Raw genomic sequence first — 23,299 nt, 5'->3', positions numbered from 1 at the left:
TCCTCATTTCAATTCTTCAGCTAAAATAGCTATATTGTCTTCTAAATTTTCCAAGTAGGACTTATCATTTTGTGGGTCGGCCTCTAAAGGATTGAGTGTTTTAAGAGTCACACCTGTTGATTTGACAAGTGTATCAGCAACTTTAGACGAAGCATTGCTCTCTGTAAAGATAGTTTTGACCTTATAATTTTTTACAAATTCTTGAATTTCGGTTAACTGTCTCGGGCTTGGTTCTTGGTCTGGCGAAATACCAGCTATTCCAAGTTGATTTAATCCAAAGCGTTTAGCTAAATATGAAAAAGCTGTGTGTTGAGTTACAAAATTTCTTTGATTGACTTTTTCAAAAATGGGTTGGTATTTCTTGGTCAAATCATGAGCTTTGGCACTAAAACTTTGTGCGTTTTTCTGGTAAGTATCCTTGTTAGCGCTGTCTAGTTCGGATAACTTATCAGCGATAATCTGTGCTTCTTCAGCAACCTTTTCAGGATCAAGCCAAGTATGAGGATCATACAAGGTCTTCTCATCAATCCCGTCTCCAGCTTTCATATCTTCTAATCCAGGCACGCGCTCCAAGGTCATACCTTCTGATGCTTCTAAGACCTTTACCTTAGACTTTTGCAGGCTTGGATCTAAACTTCCCGCCCATGACTCCAAAGTATGAGAATGATAAACGAAAACATCGGCATCATAGATGGCTGCAATGTCATTTGCAGAAGGTTCAAATGAATGAATACCTGAACTCGACTGAATCATCCGAACATCATTTAGATCACCTGAAACCTCTTTGACCATAGCATAGACAGGGTAAAAACTAGTCACAATCTTCATTCCCTTAGTTTCATTCCGATTGTCTTGACTTGCCTTTTGTCCACATGCTCCTAAAACGAGAACAAAGAAGGTAATCATGACCCATAGAATGCTTCTTTTTTTCATAACAACTCCTTAACTAGTATTTAACCATTTAATTAACTAGTAAATAGTTTACTCCTAAAAACTTAAAATGTCAATATTTTTTATGGATTTTCATGAAAAAAGTGAGAACTAGATTTCATGATCAGTTCTCACTAGTCATCTTTATCATTTGACTTTTAATTCTTTTCGTTTGTTATAGGCTTACTATTTTTTAGCAAGACTAAAAGATTTTCAGCCTGAGCCATAATACCATTGTTATCCATAGTACCTAGTGTTAGATTATTTCGTAAACCAGCTAAAGTTTCACTAGCATTGGATTTCACTCCTGCATCTGTCACATTCTTTAATAACTCCTCAGCTTCTTGTAGTTTAGCTTCTATCTTTTCAGTCTCAACCTGTGGTTCTTCCTCTGGAGATTCTTCTGGTTCATCAGCTGGATTAGTATCCTCTGGCTTTTCCATTTGCGGTTTCTCCTCAAGAGTTTTTTCATCTTCAGTTTTATCTGTCTGAGGTTTCTCCCCATTTGGTTTTTCATTATTCGAATGGTCATGTTGTCCATTTTGGTTTCTTAGAACATGGTCACTTGCATTTCCCCAACCACTATCCGAATGCGGACGCTCGCTTGGATGCTCGACATAGTACTTCACAGTCGCAAAAAGATCTTCGAGCGCATATCCCTTAGGAGCTTCGTAAAGCCCTTCATCAAACCATTCAAACTTGATATTATGGTAATGATCAAAGTGAGGGATAATCAAGTTACCATTTTTGACATCAACTGCATACTGTAGATTGTAAGGCATGCGATCTAGCGGTACCTTCTTCTCAGCTTTTACCCGATTGAAGATAGCTTCTGCCCCTTTTGCTTCCGATTTTGTTGAGTTCTGATTATCAGTCTTAGGAGGCGTCAACCTCTTCTCTTTGGCATAAGCCTGAGCAGTTGCCCTCTCAGCTTCGGACAAACTATCCTTACCTATCCAATGACTATGCCCCATATGTGGTGTTACATAGGCATCCCCCTCATCACTGATAATATCATGGGCATCAAAGATATAACCATCCGATGTTGTGTACTTATCCGCTAGCTGGGCTACACGAACTTCATCTTCAGTATACTCAATTTGAGCGTTCGGCTTGCCAAGACGTTCTGGATGACTAATCGGTGCAATAAATTTAAGCAAATCATCTACAAAAGCTATCTTATTAACATGCTCATCATTTAATCTTTCTAACAACTGATCCAAAGTCTTGAAGTCAGACATCCGTCCCTTGTTCTCAAGTAGATTCTTATGTGTTTGTTCCAACAAACTATAAGCCTTATCATAAAACTCCTGATCTCTAGGAGCTACTGTACTTTTCTTCTCCCCTAAGGTGTGAGAAATCTTATCTACTTTGGCTATTTTTTTATCAAAGGATGAAAGAGTTTCATTAGACAAATCCTTACTCAAGACATAACGTGATACTCCTTTATCTTCAAGGACATAACCCTGACCAATTTTTCTGACTACTTGCTTGGTAAGTTCCTCATTAGAATGATTTTCAGGAATAGGAACTGGAGTTGGTTGCGGATTTGGAACTGGTTGAGGAAGAGGTTTTATCGTAAGATTCGGCTGTAAACTAGTAGCCCCAGGAACGGAAACAATTTTTTGATTTCCAACTGGAATTATCCGTGAAATCTTTTCTTCCAAAGCTGACATTTGACTATAAGGGATAAAATGATAGTGATCCCCATGAGGTACTGCTACCCCATTTGCTGTTTTTTTCGTGATTTGGGCAGGGTCAAAGAGCAAACCATCGGATTCCACATGACGTTGGCTGAGTGGCAAGGCATAAAGTTGTTTCAAAAGACTAGATACATCTTCACTTGGACTTGCTTGATAACTATTATCCACTTGTGGGCTAACACTTGGGGTCCATCTTCTAGTATTTGCCTCAACATTGCTTTGATTCGTTTGTCTATATGTACTACTATTCGAAGCATCTGATGAGCTGCTAGAAGAATTTGTTGACTGTCGATACCCAACTGAGCTTGTTTGACCACCTTTAGCGGATAAGAAGGCTTGAGCAGCAGCTAATTCACTGGCAGACAAGTCACTCTTAGGAATATAGTGGAAATGATTGCCATGTGGAACGATGTAAGCATCACCCGTGTCCTCAATAATATCACTAGCATTAAAAATATAACCATCATCCGTCGTATAACGTCCCTGAGTTCTTGCAACAGCGACTTCATTACTAACCTTTACTCCTCCACCATGTCCATGTTCCTGCTTCTGACGATTGATCTCATCCTTACTACGAATATTTTCGGAATGAGAAGCATCTTTGAGGTATACATAATAGCGACCATCAACCTTAATGACATAGCCACCCTTGACTTCGTTGACAATATCCTCATTTCGAAGTTGATAATTCGAATCTTTCATCAAGAGTTCTTCACTAATAATAGCGTCATAAGGAACCTTACCATTAAAGTAATGATAATGGTCTCTATGTGAAGTTACGTAGCCTTGATCGGTAATCTTAACGACTATCTGTTCTGCATTGATTCCTTCTCGCTGACTAACTTCATCTGGCGTCAAATTTTCTCTCTTAGTACTAGCCTGATTTCCATCTATATAAGCCACACGATTAGACTCTTTGCCAGTCTGTACTGCTTGATAACGCCCTAATTCATAACTTGAAAGGCTTAAGGCTAAAAGAGCTACAGAACCAAGAACATATTTTTTATTGATTTTCATCTAAACACACTTTCTATTTTTACTACTAAATATAAGATTTAGGCAACACTATAAGTTTTGTGTCATTAACCAGTTAAGTTTATGACTAGAAATATTTATAAAAACAATTAAAATGTTCTAATCCTTTTTATAGATTTCTAGTATTGTTTAGCCAAATATATTGGATATATAAACTTAACCATTTAATTAACCAGTAAATATTCTACTCCTTAACATTTAAGATGTCAAGTTATAAATTCACTTTTTCCAAAATTTTACCCAAAAGGAAAAGCACCCTAAAAGATGCTTTCTTATAAACTACCAATGTTGATCTCAGGAAATTTTTTTGGAAGAAGATTCCAGAATTCTTCTAATTGTTCTTCTACTCTATTAGTATTTCGAATAGTTAGGCTATAATTCTTAGAACTATCTTTTCGAGTGTATACAAACTGATAAACTTTTGTAAAACGGCTATAACTTGTACGTACTAAATAGATCCTCCACACATCTCTAAGATCTAGAGCTTGGGTTCCTTTGTAATAAGTAATGAGATGATTCTTATACAAAATAACTTTCAAGTCCTGGTCGTAAAATTCAGCTTGAGTATCAAGCAGCTCAAGATTTCCGTCTAATTCAGGGTACAGACGATACAGCTCTTTGAATGAATCAACTGTTTTCTTTCGTATGATAAATGCTGCGATTAAAGTCATTAGCCCCATGCCGGAAAAAATCACAATACCAAAAATATAGCTCAGACTGTCTCGTAAGTATTCACTGAGACTGAGATAAATTCTTGTATTCATATTACGAGCGACAACCGATTTAGCAGGAAGAATAGAGCTAATAAATTCATCAAGATTGATAATCTTAGTGTTCTTCGAAGTATTGACAAAATTGGTATCAGTGAGGGGTTCTAACTGTATACCTGTGAGAGTTTCAGGATTATCAGCAAGACTGTCTGCGTTCTCAAGAAGTTTATTAATTGACTCATCTTTCACTTTAGATTCAACTACAGCAAACTTTCCTTCACCTTCCTTGCTATATTGCACAATATAAACAACAGTTCCACCATCAACTTCACCAACAGGTTCAGGATAGATACCGTAGACTGACATAGTAACTTCTTTTCCAGTATCAGTTGTATCTGCAAACCTCTCTGTAGGCTTCTTGTGCATTTGACCTAAGAATCCTGAAATAGAAGCAATCGCAAAGAATACCAGCGAAAGCATCAGTACAGAAATAAAACCCTTATTTCTTTTTTCTTTAAACATCATAATCTCCCTTAATCTCTTATTAGAATTATACCAGACTTAAGTTTATATCTCATCTCTTATTCTAATTTTTATTAGATTTTAACAAAATAAAAAGCTCGAATTTTCATTCGAACTTGATTTTATTTTCTTGCAGCTTTTTCATCTTCTTCGAGTTGTTTGACCAGTTGTTCAATGCCGTCAAATTTCACCATATCTCGGATACGATCTAACCAATAGACGGTCACTGTTTCACCATAAATATCTTCATCAAAATCAAAGATATTCACTTCAAAACGCTCTTCCTCTCCATCAAAAGTAACGTTCTTCCCGACACTGGCCATTCCTCGATAGAGTTTTCTCTTGATTTCGATATCAACGGTATAGACACCATCTGCCGGCATATAAGTACGATCCAAGAGCACGAGATTGGCAGTTGGATAGCCGATTGTTCGACCACGAGCATTGCCGTGTACGACTATTCCTCTTGTAGGAAGTGGACTTCCAAGCAGCTGACCTGCTTCTTTCACATTCCCTTCAAGGATAGCTTGTCGAATACGTGTAGAGCTAATCTTTCCTTTTTCATCTTCTACAGGAGGTACTACGACTACTTCTCCATCAAAGATTTCTTTTAAATCTTCAGCTGATTTTCTATCTGAACCAAGACTATAGTCAAATCCAACTACAATGGTATCTGCTTTAACTTCTTTGACAAAAGTATCTACAAACTCTTGAGCTGACATATTAGCGATACGACTTGAGAAGTCCATTAAATAAAGATTTTCAACACCAGCTCGTTTAAACTTGCGTTCACGTTCTTCTGCATTCAGAATATGAAGTAAATTTTCTGGTGAATAGGGTTTTAAGGTTAATTTTGGTGATTCATGAAATGTAATTAAAGCAACGCTTAATCTCTTCTTAGCAGCAATTTCACCAGCAATACTAAATAATTTTTGATGTCCTAGATGAATTCCATCAAAATATCCTAAAACGAGGACTGTTGGACCTGGTGTTGCAATGTCTTTTTCAGTTTTTATAGGTATTGTTACAATCATAGTCATATTATACCAAAAAGAAGAAGGCATTCAAAATATTACGAATTTAAAAAACTATAAGCTACTTTTTACTTCTTTCCTCAATTGCTCCAGAGTTTCGATATTATATTTATCCATGACTTTTGGTAGGCTATCAATAATATCAGGGCAGGCATATGGATTGGTAAAGTTTGCTGTACCGACTCCTATTGCTGAGGCACCAGCTAAGTACATTTCTATAGCGGATTCAGCTGAATCAACCCCTCCCATACCAATGATTGGAAGATTAGTTGTTTGAGCTACTTGACGAATAAGTTTTAGAGCTACCGGAAAGACTGCAGGACCAGACATTCCACCAGTACCATTGGCAATGATTGGTTTTCTAGTTTTGAGATCAAAGCGCATACCAACAAGGGTATTGATCATAGTGAGACCACTAGCACCTGCATCCTCTACTGCTTTTGCGATAGTCACGATATCAGTTACACTTGGTGTCAATTTAACGTAAACTGGCACATCTGATGCCCCTACGGCTGCTTTTACCACATCATAAGCTAAATCTGGGTCTTGCCCAATCAAAAGTCTGTGATTGCCATGATCGACGTTTGGACAAGAAATATTGAGCTCAATGGCTTTCACGTTAGGTGCCTTGGAAATACCACTAGAAACGGCTGCGTATTCTTGCTTTGAGAATCCAGCAACATTGGCAATGATTGGAAGATTCGGGTATTCCCTTTGAAGCCAAGGTAACTTTTCAGAGAGAACGACATCTAGTCCTGGATTTTGTAGACCAATGGCATTCAGCATACCAGCAGGTGTTTCTGCCACTCGTGGAGTAGGATTACCAAAGCGTGCTTCAAGGGTTGTAGCCTTTATCATGATAGACCCCAAGAGGTCCAAATCATAGTATTTGGCATATTCTTGACCGAAACCAAAACAGCCTGAAGCAGGAATGATAGGATTCTTTAGTTCTAAGCCTGGTAGAGAGACTTGTAATCGATTTGTAGTCATGACACTCTCCTTATAAAACAACAGTTCCTGTTTTAAATACAGGCCCATCTTCACACACACGTTGACTAACTGTTTCACTATCTGGTACTTTCAATACGCAAGCGTAGCAAGCCCCCATGCCACAGGCCATACGAGATTCTAGAGATAGATAAGCTCTTGGATGGTCATGGAAGGTTTGATTGATATATTTCATCATACCAGGCGCACCGCATGAGTAGATTGCATCAAATTTTGTGTCAAATTCATTAATCACTACCGATACATTTCCTTTAATACCATAAGATCCATCATCAGTCGTTACAAAGACCTGACTAAATTTGGATAATTCATCTTCCAAAATAACAGCATCTTTGGTAGCGAATCCTAAAACAGTTGTTATTTCAACACCACGCTCATTCAGTTGTTTAGCTACTTCGAGTAAGGGCGGAACTCCGATTCCACCACCAACTATAAGAACACGGTTCTGCTTGTCTAAATCAGATAAATCGAAACCATTTCCTTGAGGACCCATAACATCTAAAAAATCTTCAGCTTTTAATTTTGAAAAGATTGCTGTGCCTTCTCCTTCAACTCGATAGATAAGTCTGCATTGCTTAGTCGTCTTATCAATTGATGAAATCGAAATTGGACGACGCAAAAGATGAGCATCATCAGGTACACGCAAATGAAGAAATTGGCCCACTTTCATAGCTTCGACCATTTCTCCTTCGAGAACTAGTTCAAAGATTGCTGGCGCGATTTCCTCTTGAAATACTACTCTCATAACTTCCAAACGAATTGCACCCATTCGTTTTTTACAATTTGGATTCATAACTTTTCCTCCTTAAATTTTAAGGGGATCAGATAAAGAAAAACCTTGCAATTGCAAGGTTTCAGTTAAGATATTTACACAAAAGTAGCAAATAAGCACTTGCTTACTTGTTTCCATTGTAGCTTCTTTTCTCTGACACCTTGTGAGTCTCTCTGGACTGCCCTTAAAGGTTGAATTTTCACTAGTATACTGTATCAAACCTAAAAAGTCAAGTAAAAATAGGTAAGGTATCAGTTCATAAAAGTCGAAAGTCGCTTATTTTTGTGAAGAAAGAATCTTTTCTAATTTTTGATAATCTTTAACACTGTCGATTTCATAGATAGAGTTTTCTTCCAACTCTTCTACATATACATCTAGTTCTTTAATATTATCTTTGACCATATTGTCCCAATAGAGGTCAACAAATTCGCCACTTGCATATGCCTTGTCAATAAATCCAACAATTTTCTCAGCTGTTGGAGCATCCCAGAATGATACACCACTCAAGATGCGTCCATTTTTGCTATCGACAATAATATCTTGAACTTTGTAATCATCTCCGTAAACTAGGAACCACTCATTATCACAATCTTCACGATAAACACTGAAATAGGTTGAACGTTCGATATCATTACGGAACATATTCTTGAAAAGATAGTTATCCGCATCAATAACGTAGCTGTTAGCCAATTCTTCTTTTACCAAGTAAAGAGAGTAAAAGTTATTGTAATCAGCATACTTATCGTTGAAGACCAAACGAACCCCGTACTTTTCTTTAAGATAGTCAAATTGTTCTTTTAAATAACCGACAACGATGATAATGTCATCAATTCCACGTTCTTTCAAAAATTCGATTTGATATTCAACCAATGGTTTTTGATTGACTTTAACCAATGCTTTGGGAGTATTTTCTGTCATGGGTCTCAAACGAGTTCCCAATCCAGCTGCTAAAATAATCGCTTTCACGCGTTTTCTCCTTTATTCTTTAATAATAATATAAACACCAGCCATTACGATAAGGGAAGTAATAATGGTCAGTAAATTAAGGGGAGAGCCCAAGAAAATTGCTGCAAATAAAACAGTCCATACTACATAACTCACATTTAATCCAGTAGCTTTTGCTGGCTGCAATCGATTAATAGCTATATAATAGGCTAGATAAGAAATCATATTTGATGCTGCAAAGATAATCAAAAGACCTAATAATTGGCCATTTGCCACTTCCGCAAATGAATGATGTGAGAAGAGAACAATGACAAGATAGGACAAGAAAGATGTGACTTGTCGTATCAAAAGTGCTTCGAGTTCACTGAGTTCACTTTCCATAGCAAATGAGCTCAGAACACTTTCACTTCCCCAAGCAAGCGCGCAAATCAAAGCACAGAGTATTCCGATATAGAAGGAATTAACTTGTTCAACCTTGTAAGTCTGAGCAATAATGCCTACAATGATTAATAAAATTCCAAATACTGTATTTTTTGAAATTTTGTGCTTTAAAAAGAAAAAGGCAAGCAAGACTGAAATAGCAGGATAAATAGCTGAAACTGAGGATGCTAAAGAACTACCGATATATTTGACCGCATAGAGATTGGCCTGCATGCCTATTGGCCCAGCCAATAGTGCTCCGATAATAACACTAACATTTCGAATGTTCAAGAAGATTGAAAAACGTACTTTCCCTTCTTTGACTAGAAGATATCCTAGCAAGATAAAAATACTCAGAAAGTCGTGTGCTGCTGCTACTACAAAAGGCGAAAGCTCTGTAAAGATTGAAAAGATATAGGCGCTAATCGTTAATCCTAATCCCCAGAAGACACCTGAAAGTAGACCAAAAGAAACTCCATTTTTAGTTTTCATCTAAATCTCCTTCAGACTCTAATTCTTTTACAGCTCTATTGTAGCGAGAAATTCCATAATCTCCAAAATCTGCACCATTTTCTTCTTTGTAAATAGTCCAAAGACTCCAAATAATGTCTTGCAATATTTTATAAATACGAATCTTCTCACGAGAAACTGGTGTCTGTTCGCTTTCATAATATGACAAGAAGGAATTTTCTTGGTCTGTAGTAAATTCAGACTCTAGAAAGAGTGCTGCAAGATCCCACATAGGATCATTCATGGAAGAATATTCCCAATCAATCAGATAAAGATGTCCGTCTGGTCCTTCAATAAAGTTTTCAGGAACCAAGTCAATGTGACAAGATTTCTTCTCAATTCCGATTTGTTCAAGCTTTTCTTTCAGAGAAAATACTGATTTTCTGACAGCTTCATAGTTTGGATAGTAAATCTCTCCTTGAATCAATGATTCATACTTTTTGATTTCCTCAAAAGGAGCAAAGTCTCCTTTTAATTCTTTACCAGAAGCATGGATGGTTTGTAGAATTGGAGCAATTTTTTCAAATTTAGTTTTAATAGTATTTGAATCAAATGTTTCTGCATTTTCAATGTATTGATTGACTTTGATACCAGCTTCAATATCAAAGAGATAATTCTCAACATCTAATTTCAGATCTTTCAACAATTCAATATTGAACTTTTCATTCTGGCGATCGATTAATTTTTCTGTACCTTTACCGAAAAACTTAACGATATATCGATTTGAGGATGTTTGAACCAAGTAGTTTTGATTGGTCATTCCACCCAACTGTTCAACGCTCTGAATTTCTTCGTCACCAGATAATAGAGAAGCAATCTTTTCTTTAACGATTTCCTTCACAATCATCCTCCATTAGACTTCCCACTTAAATACTGTCTTGAAGGCAGTATTAAGGTCTGTTGCAAAAACTCGATGAATATCCTTAATCTCTCTTACTGGTTCTTCTAGATAAATGATATTCTTCAAACGATTGGCAAACTTCTTAATCTCCATCATTTGGATGGCATTTTGAAAGTCAACTCTTCCAGAACGAGAAGATCCAACTAATAACAAGCCTTTTTCCAATGAATCACGAGTATTGATATTAACTTTATACTCACTAACTCCCATCATCAAAATGGTACCTTGTGGTTTAATGTAGCGAATCAAGTCATTAATAGCAGGTCCACATCCATCACCACCACAGCATTCGAAACCATGGTCAAAACTAAGATCCTCTGGAATGCTATCAGTAATGTAGAGCTCTTTTGCAAATGAGAATAATTCTAATTTCTCCCAGTGACGTCCGATAACAATAATCTCAGCTTCAGGCAAAGTGTAGTTGATAATATTGGCCATGACAAAAGCTAAACTTCCATCACCAATGACAGCGATGCGTTGACGTCTGCTGTGAGATACCGTCATGAAACGATTCATAGCATGCATACCCACACTGACAAACTCTGTAATGGCAGCAACTGTGTCTTCGATTTCTTCGTAAGCTACCACACGATCCTTAGGCAGAGAAACGAATTCTCGCATGAACCCATCGTAACCACTTGAAAGGAAATATGTTCCAGTCATGTAATTTTCGTAGAATTCCTCATCACTTTGCATAGGTGGTTGATTTGGAATCATAACAACCTTCTGACCAACTTTGTAGGTACCGGTTGGATCAGAAATGACTGTACCACAAGACTCGTGAATCATAGCCATTGGCAGTTTTTTCGCTAAAATTTTTGGATCACGTTTACCTTGGTAATAACGTTGATCCGCGTGACAAACCGCCATGTAATTTGGTCGGATGAGGATATGATTCTCTTGATCAATTTCTTCTTCCTGATATTTAATATTAATAAACTTTGGTTTTGTCAGTTGATAAATTTGATTAATCATGTCTTTAGTCTTTCTCAATCATGCTTTTAGCAATCTTCAAGTCTGTAACTGTTGTAATTTTAAGGTTTGAATATTCACCTTTTGCTAAGGCTACATCTTTACCCTTAATGACAAAGATTTTACATGCATCTGTTAAAATTTCTTTTTCTTCTGCTGATAAAGAACCATACAAATCAATGAAGTCTTTACAACGGAAGGTTTGAGGAGTTTGCCCTTGATAGAGATGAGCACGATTTGGAATATCTGTGATAAACTGTCCGTTTGTACTTTCAACAATGGTATCTACTGCTTCAACTACTGTATCAACAGCATCATGATTTTGTGCAAGAGCAATGTTATCTTGAATCATTCGAAGTGTGATAAAAGGACGAACTGAGTCATGTGTGACCACGATATCATCTTCAGTGATTGGACGATAAGCATCGATAGTTTCAATAATCTTTTCAATACTAGAATTACGATCCGCCCCACCTTTTGTGATGATGATACGGTCCTTGTGGAGTGGAAGGAATTTTTCAACTAAGTCTTCTGCGTGTGTCACCCAGTCTCCGTGAACTCCAACCACAATCTTTTCGATACTTGGCTCTAAGACAAATTTTTCAATTGTATGAATCAAGATTGGGCGATCTCCCAACTCAAGAAATTGTTTGGGTAGGTTACTAATACCCATGCGCGTGCCGGTTCCACCTGCTAAAATTCCAGCGTAAATCATATCGATTCTCCTTTAGTTTGTTCTAAAAACTCATTCTTTACTATTATATCATAATCTAGCACTATCTTGAAATAAATACTAGTTCTCTCCAGTTAGAAACTGATGGCGAGAGCACTTCAGGCTTTGAACATTAAAAAATCTAATCCTTGCATTTTTATTTCTCGATTAAAATAGAGTTCTTCAGAATAGTATAGAAAGCTTAAAAAAACCTTAAATCATTGGTTGATATGTATAGAGATCCTGAAATTTTAATTAGACTTTTCCAATTAAAATTGTTAAAATAAAATGGAAAATAAAAGAAAAGGAAGCTAACTACCGCCATGATGAATATGCAAAACATGATGCGTCAAGCTCAAAAACTTCAAAAACAAATGGAGCAAAGCCAAGCTGAATTGGCTGCCACAGAATTTATTGGGACTTCTGCTCAAAACCTTGTAACTGCTACCTTAACAGGTGATAAAAAAGTCGTAAAAATTGATTTTGAACCTGCAGTTGTGGATGCTGAAGATATTGAAACACTTTCAGATATGACTGTTCAAGCGCTCAATGCTGCTCTTGAACAAATTGATGAAACTACTAAAAAGAAACTTGGAGCATTTGCTGGTAAGTTACCATTTTAATTATATTCTCAAAAAGAGGCTGGTTTACAGCCTCTTTTAATTTATGTTAATAAGCAAAGAACTCAGTTGCTTTATTTAGCAATAAGTCACTATATTCAGGGTCTTCCTCAGCCGTTTTTAGTTCTTCCTTTATTCTTTCCAAGTCGTCCGTAATCATTCCGTCAACACCTAGGTGAAAAGACTTATTAAATGATTCCGAACTGTTGATTGTCCATACATAGAGTTTTTGCTCAGTATTCCATAGTTTCGTCACAAAGTATTCATCTAAAGTAGAATACTCCATTGTGTAGCCTGTAGCAACCGTTCTAGGAAAAACAGAATTATAGGGAAGAATAAAGTAGACAGGAATATCTGTGCCATACTCTCTCACTTTTTCAACAACCTTATAATCTAAGGATTGCATTTGATGACCATAAACCTTAATTTTTGCACCGTATTTTTCTAGAAAATGTTCCATCATCTGCGGACTATCTTTATGGCTGGTCTTAATCTCAATGAGAAGTTTCTGATGCAGTTCATTTGCACGATTCAGATAATCATCAAAACTTGAAATTTTTGTCTCATAACCGTTCTCATGAATGTCAATCTGCTTTAACTCTTCTAAGGTCAAATCATGTGGTGTTTTATTAATACCAGCTAAGCCTTTAAGATTAGCATCGTGCATCATAACAAATTGACCATCTTTAGTCTCCTGGATATCCATCTCGATTAAATCTGGTTTTAACTGCGCAGTCTTTTCTAAGGATTCTACTGTATTTTGGACGCCATTTCCATTCGATACACCACGGTGTGAAATCACAAGCGGTGGATTGACTACTGGAGCTTCCAGATAATTATAGCCTTCAATCGCAAAGAAAATACTTGCACACACCATGACCCCCCATCTCATGATATGGTCCTTCTCTCGCCTTGGCATAATATCAAGTTCTTCTCCCGTTAAGAAGGACGTAAATTTCACAAGGAAATAGGTCAGTGCCATATAGTGGAAATTCTTGATAAGAACGAAGTTGCAAATAGCAAGGAGTAGAGATTCTCTCTGAGTAAGGCTATCCACTATATACTGGATTGATAGTAAAGGGATGAGAGGAAGATAGAAGAATAGATTGGTTTTTACAATAATTAAGAATAAATGCCAGGCATAAAACCAAAAGAAATTCTTAGTTTTATCCAAACTATAAATAACCGCTTCCTTGACAGTCATCTTATCATAAAAGATTTTTGGTAAAGTGAATACCAAGCGAACAGAAACATAGAAGAATAAGAGTGATAAGATAATAATGGCTACCCACCACATCCAGTACTTATCTTCCATGTAGGTTTGAATAAACTCTGGAATAACGATTTTATTGAAATAATAAATCTTAAATATCTTCCTGATAAAAGGAAATAGCATTGCTACAAATAAAAAGATAAACAAAGCTTTTGAAATAGTCATCTTCTTCATAAAAGCAAGGCTTTCACGAAATACTTTTCGACTATATTCTATAAGAGTCCTTTTTTCGTGATATAGGAGGTGGCGAGCTCCAATAAAGAGAATACTAAGTTGAAAATAGGCTACAAGTAGATTGAGGGCTATTAAGATTACGAAGCCAAGACTGACTATGGGTGCGTTTTTTATAATCTCAAAAATATTGTTGTAGGAAATAAACAAATATCCAGTCTGACTTAGTAAAAATCCAGCTATCACTGAGTTTAATGGCAACCAGATATAGTCGACCAACATAAAGATTAGAAAGAATAGAAAGAGGATTTTATCTAGATTAAGGTAAATCTTTTTAAAACCCAATTTTTTTGGTTTTTCAGGTTTCATAAAAACTCCTAATCAAAAAGTTGTGATAAATCCAAAGCACCGAATGGATTCGAATTGAGACTAGTTTGAGAATTGAGTAACAGTCTACTCTCATCTGAGTCCAGAAAAGCTTCATACACTCGAGCAGTCATACGAGCATCCTCTAGACTATTATGAGATTGCCCTTTAAAACCCAGAAAATTAGCCACAGTTTGTAATTTTAGATTAGCAATTCCATGAAGATCAGAACTACGTCGCTCCAGTGCTTCATTATAGACATCAACTTGATATTGATGACTATAGTCAAATCCATGCTCTAGTAGAATTGGTAAATCACTTTTTTCTGCATTATAACCAATAAGAGGCAAGTTACCAACAAAAACTTGAAATTTTTGCAGGACTTCTTCTACCTTTGGTGCGCCTTTCAATGTCTCTGAAGTAATCCCCGTCAAACCATTAATAAAACTCTTCAAAGGAACATCAGTGTAGACATAAGAGTCAAATGTCCCTACTTCTTCACCTTCTTTAAAATGCACTGCTGATACTTGAATCAAATGAGTCTTATCCTGGTGTTTATTGAATTCTAAGTCAAAGGAGATATATTCTCGTAATGTTTCCATTTTATCAATCCTTATTGATTTGTAAAAAGAAACCACCTGGTCTAGTCCTAGAAACCAAGCAGTTTTTTCTTATTTGCCAAATAAGCGAGCAAAGAAGCCTTTCTTCGATGCTTGAACTTCTTGCTTAGCTTGATCCAACTCCAACTGAAGTGTTTCTTGATCCTTCATAGCTTGAAGAGTTAACTGTTGTTGTTGGTCCAATTGCTTATCTTTTTCAGCGATTTGGCGGTCTTTGACACGCATCTGTTCATCTTTTTCAGCCAGTTGCTTATCTTTAGCTTTCAATTGCTCATAAAGACGAATAATTTCAGCGTTCTTTTCATCAACAAGAATTTCCATGAGTTCTCGTTGCTTAACTTCATCACTAACCGGTTCATCTTCAAAGATAGTCTTTTTGTAGATTTCTTCAAGTTTGATCAATCCACTGCGAGTAACAACAGTAACACCCTTGTCGTTTTTTGTAATATCTTCTTCTGGTAATTCTTTGACACGATTATTGATTGCTTGTCGGGATAGTCCCAAGACCTCAGCAATCTCACTGACAGTCATTTCAATACTCATAATATCCTCTATTTTTCTCTAGCTTTTCTTAAATTAAATCTTATCATAAGTAAGCAAAACTGTCAAATAACACTGTATTTTCAATGGTTTTTTAAGACATAAAATATAAAAACTATTTATTGGCTAATATTTTAAAAAGATGAGAGCATCTCATCTTTAAACTAGTAAATAAAAATCATTGCTTTTCCAAATACTTAAGAGAAAACCTTTCTTGGTTTGTAGAGATGATCACGTTTCTCCATAATAGCAAGTAGCTTCTCACCTTCGAAAGCGGCAACTTCTTTCTCGATTTGCTCTAACTCAATAAAGCGACCAAAACGAACTTCCTCTGCCTGCTCCGGAGTCAAGTTTACTTTTACTAAATCCCCTGTCCCAATCTCAAGCGGATGGAGAAAATCTAGTTTTCCAGCCTCTACTTTTTGGGCAATTTCTTCTATAGTTAGGGCATCTTTCAGTTGCAAGCCAGCTGCACTAGTCCGTGTAAGATGAGACATGTGAGCTGCATAACCAAGCTTCTCGCCCAAGTCAACCGATAAGGTACGAATATAGGTTCCCTTGCTACATTTTACTCGGAAGGTAAAACGCGCAAGTTTATCCTCGTAAGAAATGGGACTGGTTCTTTCAAAACTATAAATGGTCACCTGACGTTCTGGACGTTCGACTTCCTGACCAGCACGCGCATACTCATAGAGCTTGCGGCCATTTACCTTGACAGCTGAGTACATTGGTGGGATTTGAGTGATAGACCCTGTCAGACTGGCAATTGCTTCATCGACAAGCTTTTCATCCAGTGGCGACAAAACAGGAGTCTCTGCGAAAACTTCTCCACTAGCATCCTCGGTCGTTGTAGAATATCCCAGAGTGATTTCCCCCTCGTAGACCTTACCCTCATCCTGCATAAACTCTACCATGCGCGTAGCTTTACCAACTGCAATAGGTAAAACGCCAACCACATCAGGATCCAAGGTCCCACCATGACCAATCTTCTTAGTCCCTAAAATCTTACGCAATTTAAAAACCGCATCATGCGAGGTCATGCCTGCTTCTTTCTTTAAGTTGATAATACCGTTCATGTGTTTTTTTCTCACTCCCTCTTCAAAGCATCAAACTTTGCTTTCATAGTCGGATTCTTACGAGTCAATTTTTTAACGGAAACATCGTCCAGCTTATTATTAGCGAGGCGGAGTTGGTTTTCTGATGTGGTCAAGAATTTCTTGACCTCTTCCATGCGTTTGATGGCCTTATCGATTTCGTCAATAGCCTTACCGAAGTTGACAGATGCTGAATTGTAGTTCTTTGCAAAGGCAATCTTAAAAGCATCCAAGTCTTCTTCAAAATGAGTAATATCAATATTTTGTTCTCGGATAAGCGCTAACTCCTGCTTGTATTTTAGAGAGTTAAGAGCCGCATTACGCAAGAGTCCAATCAGTTGGATAAAGAACTGAGGACGAACGACATACATCTTCTCATACTCGTGGCTGACATCCACAATCCCTGTATTAAAGTAATCGTTATCTGCTTCAAGCATACTTACCAAAACAGCATACTCACAGTTCTTATCCCGACGATCCTTGTCCAACTCCTTGTAGAAATCGGCATTCTTATGCTTCTTGTCCGTACCATCAGCTTCATTTTTCATCTCAAACATGATGGAAATGAATTCTAGGCCATTTTCATCAAAATCACGGAAGATAAAATCGCCCTTAGAGCCACGAGCTGAGACTTTATTGTCCTTTTCAAAGTAAGCATTTGGAAAGGCAAAACTACGAACCTTGTTGAACTCACTCTCCGCATACTGCTCCAAACTTTCTCCAATTGCCTTGGTTGATTGTTGGGCCTTGAAATTCTTGTAAAATTCAACCTGCTCATTGGCCGCCTTAAGTTGGGCTTCATAGTTTTGCTTAACTGAAGTCAGAGAAAGCTCGTTTTCTTTTTCTTGTAAAAGGAGCTGATTTTTGACCTGGTCTCTTTCTTTCTCTAGATCAGACAGTGTCTTTTGCAGTTGATTCTCATGCTCCAAACGTAAGGTAGCCAGCTGATTCTCCAGTGCTTGAACTTCTTTTTCTTTCTCTAGCAGACTTTGACTAGCACTTTGCTCTACTTCTTTTTTGGCCAATTCTTTTTCGGTATCAAAGTTCTGAATTTGACTTTGAAGTTGGGCAATTTCTTGGTCTTTTTGCGCAAGTTTTGTCTGCTGTTCATTCATGGCTTTTTGCTCAGCCAAGGCCAGCTCTTGCTTCATACGTTCATGCAATTCTTTATCAAACTCTACAGTTCGAACTTGAGAAATCAGCTCTGCATATTGGCTTTCATTAACTGTAAAAACTTCCCCACAATTTGGACATTTAATTTCGTTCATGATTTTCCTCTGTATTTAACATTACTACATTCATTATAGCATGGAAAAACAAAAAGAAAAAGTTGGAATCAATCCAACTTTTAATCTACGTATGTATCTTCGTTCTTGTTTAAGAAGGCATAAGGCAATCCCATCAGTAGACCACCTCCTATAAAGTTACCAATAAAGGTTACACCCCAGTGACGAAGAATATTTCCAATACCGAAGTTTGCGATTGAATCAGCAGCAACACTGAACTTCACAATTGCAAATGAAGCAAAGTTTGCGGCGATGTGCTCATTTGTTAAAAATACAAACATATAAATAGCTGAAAGAACCAACCAAAGTTTAGCTCCACCATCCTTAACTAAAACAAATGAAAGAATGGCGATATTTACAAAGATATTCGCTAGAATACCTTCAAGTAAAACTAGTTCATTAGAGCGTCCCAACTTCATTTCTACAACTCCAGAAATAAAGCTATCATGTGTTAGATTAGCGTAAGCTGCTGAATGAGCAAATCCCCAACCAGCGATAAGCGCACCAATTAAGTTAAAGAAAGTACAATATAGAAGAATTTCAGCTGTTTTTCTCCAGCTAATTTTTTTCAAAAAACTACCCGCTGTCAAGAACATCATGTTTGAAGTTACCAACTCAGCATTCAAGAAGACAATATAAGCTAGTCCCCAAGCGAAAACAAACGGGAAAAGGAAGCGTCCACTACCTGGTGCAATCTTATTAATCAAATCTGCACCAACGGCTCCTGCTGCTGTACTGAAAGTTAAGAAAGCACCCGCAAACATTGAGCGAATTGCATATTTGAATTTACTTTGACTGTAAAGACTTTCCTTTTTCTTACAAGCAAATTCGATTTTTGAAATAAATTCTGATGAGACCATATAAACTCCTAAAACTTTTATTTGTGAATATTATAACATAAAATCAACTTTATGGAAAGGCTTTCTGAAATTTTAAAAAAAAATTAAAATCTATGATTCTAAAATACGGATCTTGATATTGTACTTTCTTGTTTCATTCTTTAAGTTATTGACTAGTTGATCATTCTCTTTTGATTTGCCAAAGAAAAAGGCTAGAGAATTTCCGCTCTTTTGTTCGATAGTCAAAAAATATCTAGCTCCATTCAATTTAACACTTGGGATAAAATGGACCTCAATCTTTTTAATATTATTCAGTGGTATAATGCGCTTTCTAAAAACATAAGCATTATGGATATAAAATCTTCCCTTAGCAATATGAAACGGGGCGAAAAAGTTTCCACCACTTTGACGCACAATGACATAACGACGCCAAAGAACCAATAAAAGAAGGAAGGATACAAAGGAAATAGCAAAAGTCAAAACCGAGCTTTTCAGCATCGCTTTTATCCCAGTCATTAAATAATCTAGCATAATCGAACTTCCTTTTTTACCCTATTATACCACTTTTAATGAGCATCTATTGTATAGATAAAGAAAAAGGCTGAACAAAGTTCAGCCCTTTTTACGAATGGTTGATAAGATATCTTTATCTAGTCAAATCAATACGTTGACCAATTTTACCAATGATAATCGCACCGACAATTAGTGAAGCGAATTCTCCGATACCAGTAGTGAACCATGTAAAGAAGAATGGTGCTTCTGCTACAATGTTCAATTCAGCAGCAATGGTGATCATTGAAATTGAAAATAGAATTGAAAAGAAGAAATGATCTTTTCGAATCAATCTATTAAAAAGATAGTCTTTACTATATTTACTGAACAAGCAAACTCCTAAGCTTAGGAAGACAAGAGTTGATCCTCCACCTACAGCGACATCAATGAGTCCAAAACTGAAGAAATTAGCAATCATACATCCAATAGTAACACCGATAATGTACTTAGGATTGTAAAAGGCTAGGAAGTTCATCATTTCAGAAATACGGAACTGATAGGCACCATAACTGATGGCATTGAGTGGTGGAGTGATTGTCAACACCACATAAATAGCTGCGACAATGGCAATATCTGCCAAATCACGGACAGTAAGTTTTTTCATATTTTCTCCTTTAGCGGCTATCCCGCGTGTAATATGCTTGGTGAAAGAAGCTAAGCACCAAGGGTTGAGCAAGTCAACTTTACAAGTATAGCACATTTATCAGCTTTATGCTATACTAATCTTATGAAAACATATATAAAAAAATTCTTTGATAACGAGATTTTATCCTATCTATTTTTTGGAGTTGCGACTACCGTAGTATCAATATTTGTCCGCATCGTCATCTTTTATCTTACTCAGCAAGAGTTAGTTGCGACTGCCTTGGGAAATATTGCTGGAATCCTATTTGCTTTCTTTACAAATGACACATTTGTATTTAAGCAAGAAAGAAAAAACTGGTTTAATCGATTAATTAAATTTACCTCTGCAAGACTTATCACCTTTTTATTGGATCTTCTACTAACTTTTATTTTTGTGACAAGCTTCCCACAAATTATTGGTTACTTTGTTGGAAATGATATTAATACAATTAATACAGTTGAAATCTTTATTGCACAGGTTACGATGGTTGTTCTCAACTACGTTTTTAGTAAGCTTTTTGTATTTAAAAAAAAATAAGCACTTTTCTTGCATTTAATATAAATATACGATATAATCTAGTCTGAAAAATTTCGAAAGGAAAAAGAAAATGTTAAAAGATCTTAAAGCATTTTTGCTCCGCGGTAATGTCGTAGACCTTGCTGTCGGTGTGATCATCGCCACTGCATTTGGTGCTATCGTAACTTCATTTGTTAATGATATCATCACTCCACTTCTATTGAACCCAGCCTTGGAAGCTGCGAATGTACAAAACATCGCTGAGCTTGCATGGAATGGTGTTACATATGGTAAATTCTTGAGCGCTGTTATCAACTTCGTTGTAATTGGTACTGTTCTCTTCTTCATGATTAAAGCTATTGAAAAAGCTCAAAACCTTCGTAAGAAAGAAGAAGTTGCTGAAGAAGCTCCAGCAGGTCCAACTGAATTGGAAGTTCTTCAAGAAATCAAAGCACTTCTTGAAAAAAAATAAACATTCAAAAGGATTTAGATCTTGTCTAAATCCTTTTTTATTGTTATATTTCATCTTTTAGATGACTCTTGAGTTACACCATATTTTTTGATATAATGAGGGAAGTTTCCACCCTTAGTGTAATGGATATCACGTAAGATTCCGGTTCTTGAGATGGGGGTTCGATTCCCTCAGGGTGGATTATAGATAAAATATTATTAATAATTGAAAAAGCAGTGTATTATCACTGCTTTTTTATTGATATCTATACCTGCTCCGATAGTTCTTCCCACTCCAGCATAGCTTCTTCCTGACGTTGACTAATCTTATCAAGTTCTGCTTGTAATTGCATGAGTTCATCGGCATCATTGCTAGTTAGCATTTGCTCTGAGATATCTTGAGCTTGAATTTCAAGTTCTTCAATTTCTGTCTCAAGACTTACAATTTGTTTCATTAGCTTACGAAGCTCTTTTTGTGTCTCCTTCTGAACTTGGTAATCATTAAGAGAAGAACTTTCCTTCTCTTGATTGATAGCCTCTAATTCCACTTCTTTAGAAGTTGCTAGCTCTGTTTTTTTCTCCACATAATAGTCATAATCTCCCAGATAGAGGGTTGACCCGTTCTCAGATAATTCTAGAACATGTGTAGCGACACGATTGATAAAATAACGGTCATGGCTGACAAATAGAAGAGTCCCATCAAAGTTAATCAGTGCATTTTCCAGAACTTCCTTACTATCAATATCCAAATGGTTGGTCGGCTCGTCAAGTATCAAGAAGTTATTATTTTCCATTGATAGTTTAGCCAGTAACAAGCGAGCTTTCTCTCCACCTGATAGCATACCAACTGATTTCTTAACATCATCACCTGAAAAAAGGAAGGCGCCTAAACGATTTCGAATTTCCACTTCTGGTGTCAATCTAAAATCATTCCAAAGTTCATCTAAAACTGTATTGCTTGGTGTCAACTTACTTTGAGTTTGGTCATAGTAGCCAACTTCAACATTTGCACCGAAACGCTTCTCACCCTTTATAAAAGGAATCTGATCAACAATAGACTTGATAAAGGTTGTCTTTCCAATCCCATTCGGACCTACAACTGCTACGGCATTCATCTTACGAAGGTCGAGGTTGATAGGCTCTGATAATATTTCTCCATCATATCCAATAGCAGCATTCTCAACTGTCAGCACAATATTACCAGATGTTTTATCAGAGTGAAAGGTCATATTGGCTGATTTATTCCCAGCTTCAGGCTTCTCTAAACGCTCCATCTTTTCCAGTTGTTTACGTCTAGATTGAGCACGCTTGGTTGTCGATGCTCGAACGAGATTTCGGTTAACAAAGTCTTCTAAAGCAGCAATTTCCTTCTGTTGCTTTTCGTAGTTCTTAGCTTCAGTCAGTAACTTCTGCTCTTTCTGCTCCACAAAGCTTGAGTAGTTCCCTACGTATCTATCTAAAGAATGTTTGGTTAAGTCGAGCGTTATGGTTGCTACCTTATCGAGAAAATAACGGTCGTGACTAACAATTATCAAGGCACCACTGTAATTAACCAGATAGTTTTCTAACCAGGCAATGGTTTCAATATCCAGGTGGTTGGTCGGCTCATCCAAAACCAAGAGATTTGGCTTTTCAAGGAGCATTTTGGCTAGGGCTAATCTTGTATTTTGACCTCCAGAAAGCTCGGCTATTTTCATCTGCCACATAGACTCATCAAACTTAAAACCATTTAAAATGGCGCGAATATCAGCTTCATAGGTAAATCCTCCAGCCTGACGGAATTCTTCAGATAGACGATCGTAGTCTGACATGAGCTTATCGAGATCTGCTCCTGTCTTTTCCCCCATCTCTAGCTCCATTTGGCGAAGTTGTCTTTCAGTAGTACGTAAGTCGTCAAAGACGTGAAGCATCTCGTCATAGATAGTATTTTCGGATTCAAATCGACTATCCTGTGCTAAGTAAGAAAGAGAAATGTCTTTTTTCTTATTAATCTCACCTGATGTTGGTTCTTCTTCCCCGACTAATATCTTTAATAGTGTCGACTTACCTGCTCCATTTTTCCCAACGAGAGCAATACGATCTCTTTCATCTACTTGTAGATTAATATTTTCAAATAGAACATCGCCTGCAAAAGAACGTTCGATTTTATTAGCTTGTAAAATAATCATGTAAC

General features: G+C 36.8%; 23 protein-coding genes, 1 tRNA gene and 1 riboswitch. Of the genes, 4 read left to right on the top strand and 20 right to left on the bottom strand.

Translation table 11 applies throughout. The features are described 5' to 3' along the window. Positions 1–3 precede the first annotated feature (3 nt). The 11 genes from ACESNQ_RS00970 to ACESNQ_RS00920 form a co-directional block, all read right to left on the bottom strand. A complete protein-coding gene (locus ACESNQ_RS00970) occupies positions 4–933 on the bottom strand; it encodes a metal ABC transporter solute-binding protein, Zn/Mn family (RefSeq protein WP_373074311.1) in 930 nt (309 codons plus the stop codon). A gap of 155 nt (positions 934–1,088) precedes the next feature. Continuing rightward, on the bottom strand, positions 1,089–3,650 hold the full coding sequence (locus tag ACESNQ_RS00965) for a pneumococcal-type histidine triad protein (protein WP_373074309.1): 2,562 nt from the start codon (positions 3,648–3,650) through the stop codon (positions 1,089–1,091). Between the two features lie 290 nt (positions 3,651–3,940). Then, positions 3,941–4,900: a hypothetical protein gene (locus ACESNQ_RS00960; RefSeq protein WP_223334338.1), complete on the bottom strand. Its 960-nt coding sequence runs from the start codon at positions 4,898–4,900 to the stop codon at positions 3,941–3,943. A 122-nt stretch (positions 4,901–5,022) separates the two neighbouring features. After that, entirely contained in the window at positions 5,023–5,934 is a 912-nt protein-coding gene (locus ACESNQ_RS00955) for a bifunctional riboflavin kinase/FAD synthetase (protein ID WP_373074307.1), read from the bottom strand. A 54-nt stretch (positions 5,935–5,988) separates the two neighbouring features. After that, complete coding sequence (locus tag ACESNQ_RS00950; RefSeq protein WP_373074704.1) at positions 5,989–6,972, bottom strand: dihydroorotate dehydrogenase; 984 nt, start codon at positions 6,970–6,972, stop codon at positions 5,989–5,991. Next, positions 6,935–7,735: a dihydroorotate dehydrogenase electron transfer subunit gene (locus tag ACESNQ_RS00945; RefSeq protein WP_223334332.1), complete on the bottom strand. Its 801-nt coding sequence runs from the start codon at positions 7,733–7,735 to the stop codon at positions 6,935–6,937. Before ACESNQ_RS00945 ends, ACESNQ_RS00950 begins: the two co-directional genes overlap by 38 nt. Before the next feature lie 255 nt (positions 7,736–7,990). Beyond that, a complete protein-coding gene (locus ACESNQ_RS00940; protein ID WP_004252737.1) occupies positions 7,991–8,680 on the bottom strand; it encodes a sugar phosphate nucleotidyltransferase in 690 nt (229 codons plus the stop codon). A 12-nt stretch (positions 8,681–8,692) separates the two neighbouring features. After that, complete coding sequence (locus ACESNQ_RS00935) at positions 8,693–9,571, bottom strand: DMT family transporter (RefSeq protein ID WP_223334330.1); 879 nt, start codon at positions 9,569–9,571, stop codon at positions 8,693–8,695. Beyond that, entirely contained in the window at positions 9,561–10,430 is an 870-nt protein-coding gene (locus ACESNQ_RS00930; RefSeq protein ID WP_373074304.1) for a phosphotransferase, read from the bottom strand. The genes ACESNQ_RS00935 and ACESNQ_RS00930 overlap by 11 nt, the downstream gene beginning before the upstream one ends. A gap of 12 nt (positions 10,431–10,442) precedes the next feature. Continuing rightward, complete coding sequence (locus tag ACESNQ_RS00925; protein ID WP_223334326.1) at positions 10,443–11,465, bottom strand: ribitol-5-phosphate dehydrogenase; 1,023 nt, start codon at positions 11,463–11,465, stop codon at positions 10,443–10,445. 4 nt (positions 11,466–11,469) lie between these two features. After that, complete coding sequence (locus ACESNQ_RS00920) at positions 11,470–12,177, bottom strand: IspD/TarI family cytidylyltransferase (RefSeq protein ID WP_373074302.1); 708 nt, start codon at positions 12,175–12,177, stop codon at positions 11,470–11,472. Between the two features lie 320 nt (positions 12,178–12,497). Here ACESNQ_RS00920 and ACESNQ_RS00915 point away from each other — a divergent pair, with 320 nt between their 5' ends. After that, a complete protein-coding gene (locus ACESNQ_RS00915; RefSeq protein ID WP_373074300.1) occupies positions 12,498–12,797 on the top strand; it encodes a YbaB/EbfC family nucleoid-associated protein in 300 nt (99 codons plus the stop codon). A gap of 46 nt (positions 12,798–12,843) precedes the next feature. On the opposite strand, the gene ACESNQ_RS00910 is transcribed toward ACESNQ_RS00915, so the two are convergent. The 8 genes from ACESNQ_RS00910 to ACESNQ_RS00875 all read right to left on the bottom strand — a co-directional run bounded on the left by ACESNQ_RS00910 (position 12,844) and on the right by ACESNQ_RS00875 (position 20,139). Continuing rightward, positions 12,844–14,607 (bottom strand): glycerophosphoryl diester phosphodiesterase membrane domain-containing protein, encoded by a 1,764-nt coding sequence (locus tag ACESNQ_RS00910; protein WP_373074298.1) that lies wholly within the window; start codon positions 14,605–14,607, stop codon positions 12,844–12,846. Between the two features lie 8 nt (positions 14,608–14,615). Further along, positions 14,616–15,206: a 3'-5' exonuclease gene (locus ACESNQ_RS00905; protein WP_373074296.1), complete on the bottom strand. Its 591-nt coding sequence runs from the start codon at positions 15,204–15,206 to the stop codon at positions 14,616–14,618. Between the two features lie 69 nt (positions 15,207–15,275). Next, entirely contained in the window at positions 15,276–15,767 is a 492-nt protein-coding gene (locus tag ACESNQ_RS00900; protein WP_004252719.1) for a DUF536 domain-containing protein, read from the bottom strand. A gap of 194 nt (positions 15,768–15,961) precedes the next feature. Next, entirely contained in the window at positions 15,962–16,840 is an 879-nt protein-coding gene (truB, locus tag ACESNQ_RS00895) for a tRNA pseudouridine(55) synthase TruB (RefSeq protein ID WP_373074294.1), read from the bottom strand. Between the two features lie 11 nt (positions 16,841–16,851). Beyond that, positions 16,852–18,126, bottom strand: a complete 1,275-nt coding sequence (locus tag ACESNQ_RS00890; RefSeq protein ID WP_373074292.1) for a DUF2130 domain-containing protein — start codon at positions 18,124–18,126, stop codon at positions 16,852–16,854. 80 nt (positions 18,127–18,206) lie between these two features. Beyond that, positions 18,207–19,004 carry a formate/nitrite transporter family protein gene (locus ACESNQ_RS00885; RefSeq protein WP_195184297.1) on the bottom strand — a complete coding sequence of 266 codons (798 nt, stop codon included), beginning with the start codon at positions 19,002–19,004 and terminating at the stop codon, positions 18,207–18,209. A gap of 90 nt (positions 19,005–19,094) precedes the next feature. Beyond that, positions 19,095–19,514: a hypothetical protein gene (locus tag ACESNQ_RS00880; RefSeq protein ID WP_373074289.1), complete on the bottom strand. Its 420-nt coding sequence runs from the start codon at positions 19,512–19,514 to the stop codon at positions 19,095–19,097. A 115-nt stretch (positions 19,515–19,629) separates the two neighbouring features. Beyond that, positions 19,630–20,139, bottom strand: coding sequence for a QueT transporter family protein (locus ACESNQ_RS00875; protein ID WP_373074287.1), 510 nt, complete (start codon positions 20,137–20,139; stop codon positions 19,630–19,632). Continuing rightward, positions 20,137–20,234, bottom strand: a riboswitch (PreQ1 riboswitch). It overlaps the preceding gene by 3 nt. 28 nt (positions 20,235–20,262) lie before the next feature. Between ACESNQ_RS00875 and ACESNQ_RS00870 the strand changes: the two genes are divergently transcribed. From ACESNQ_RS00870 to ACESNQ_RS00860, 3 genes are all read left to right on the top strand, one after another. Further along, positions 20,263–20,697, top strand: a complete 435-nt coding sequence (locus tag ACESNQ_RS00870; RefSeq protein ID WP_006148438.1) for a GtrA family protein — start codon at positions 20,263–20,265, stop codon at positions 20,695–20,697. A 70-nt stretch (positions 20,698–20,767) separates the two neighbouring features. Next, the gene (gene mscL / locus ACESNQ_RS00865) at positions 20,768–21,148 is read left to right on the top strand and encodes a large conductance mechanosensitive channel protein MscL (RefSeq protein WP_373074285.1); all 381 of its coding nucleotides are present in this window, start codon (positions 20,768–20,770) and stop codon (positions 21,146–21,148) included. 108 nt (positions 21,149–21,256) lie between these two features. Beyond that, a tRNA-Arg gene (locus tag ACESNQ_RS00860) sits at positions 21,257–21,328 on the top strand. A 64-nt stretch (positions 21,329–21,392) separates the two neighbouring features. Here the strand turns inward: ACESNQ_RS00860 and ACESNQ_RS00855 are convergent. Beyond that, positions 21,393–23,294 (bottom strand): ABC-F family ATP-binding cassette domain-containing protein, encoded by a 1,902-nt coding sequence (locus ACESNQ_RS00855; protein ID WP_373074283.1) that lies wholly within the window; start codon positions 23,292–23,294, stop codon positions 21,393–21,395. Positions 23,295–23,299: the final 5 nt, after the last annotated feature.

Origin of the sequence: Streptococcus infantis, from assembly GCF_964243025.1 — a bacterium.
GTDB lineage: Bacteria > Bacillota > Bacilli > Lactobacillales > Streptococcaceae > Streptococcus > Streptococcus infantis_N.
The sequence above is the reverse complement of the archived record's forward strand: the minus strand, read 5'-3'. Positions and strand labels throughout refer to the sequence as shown.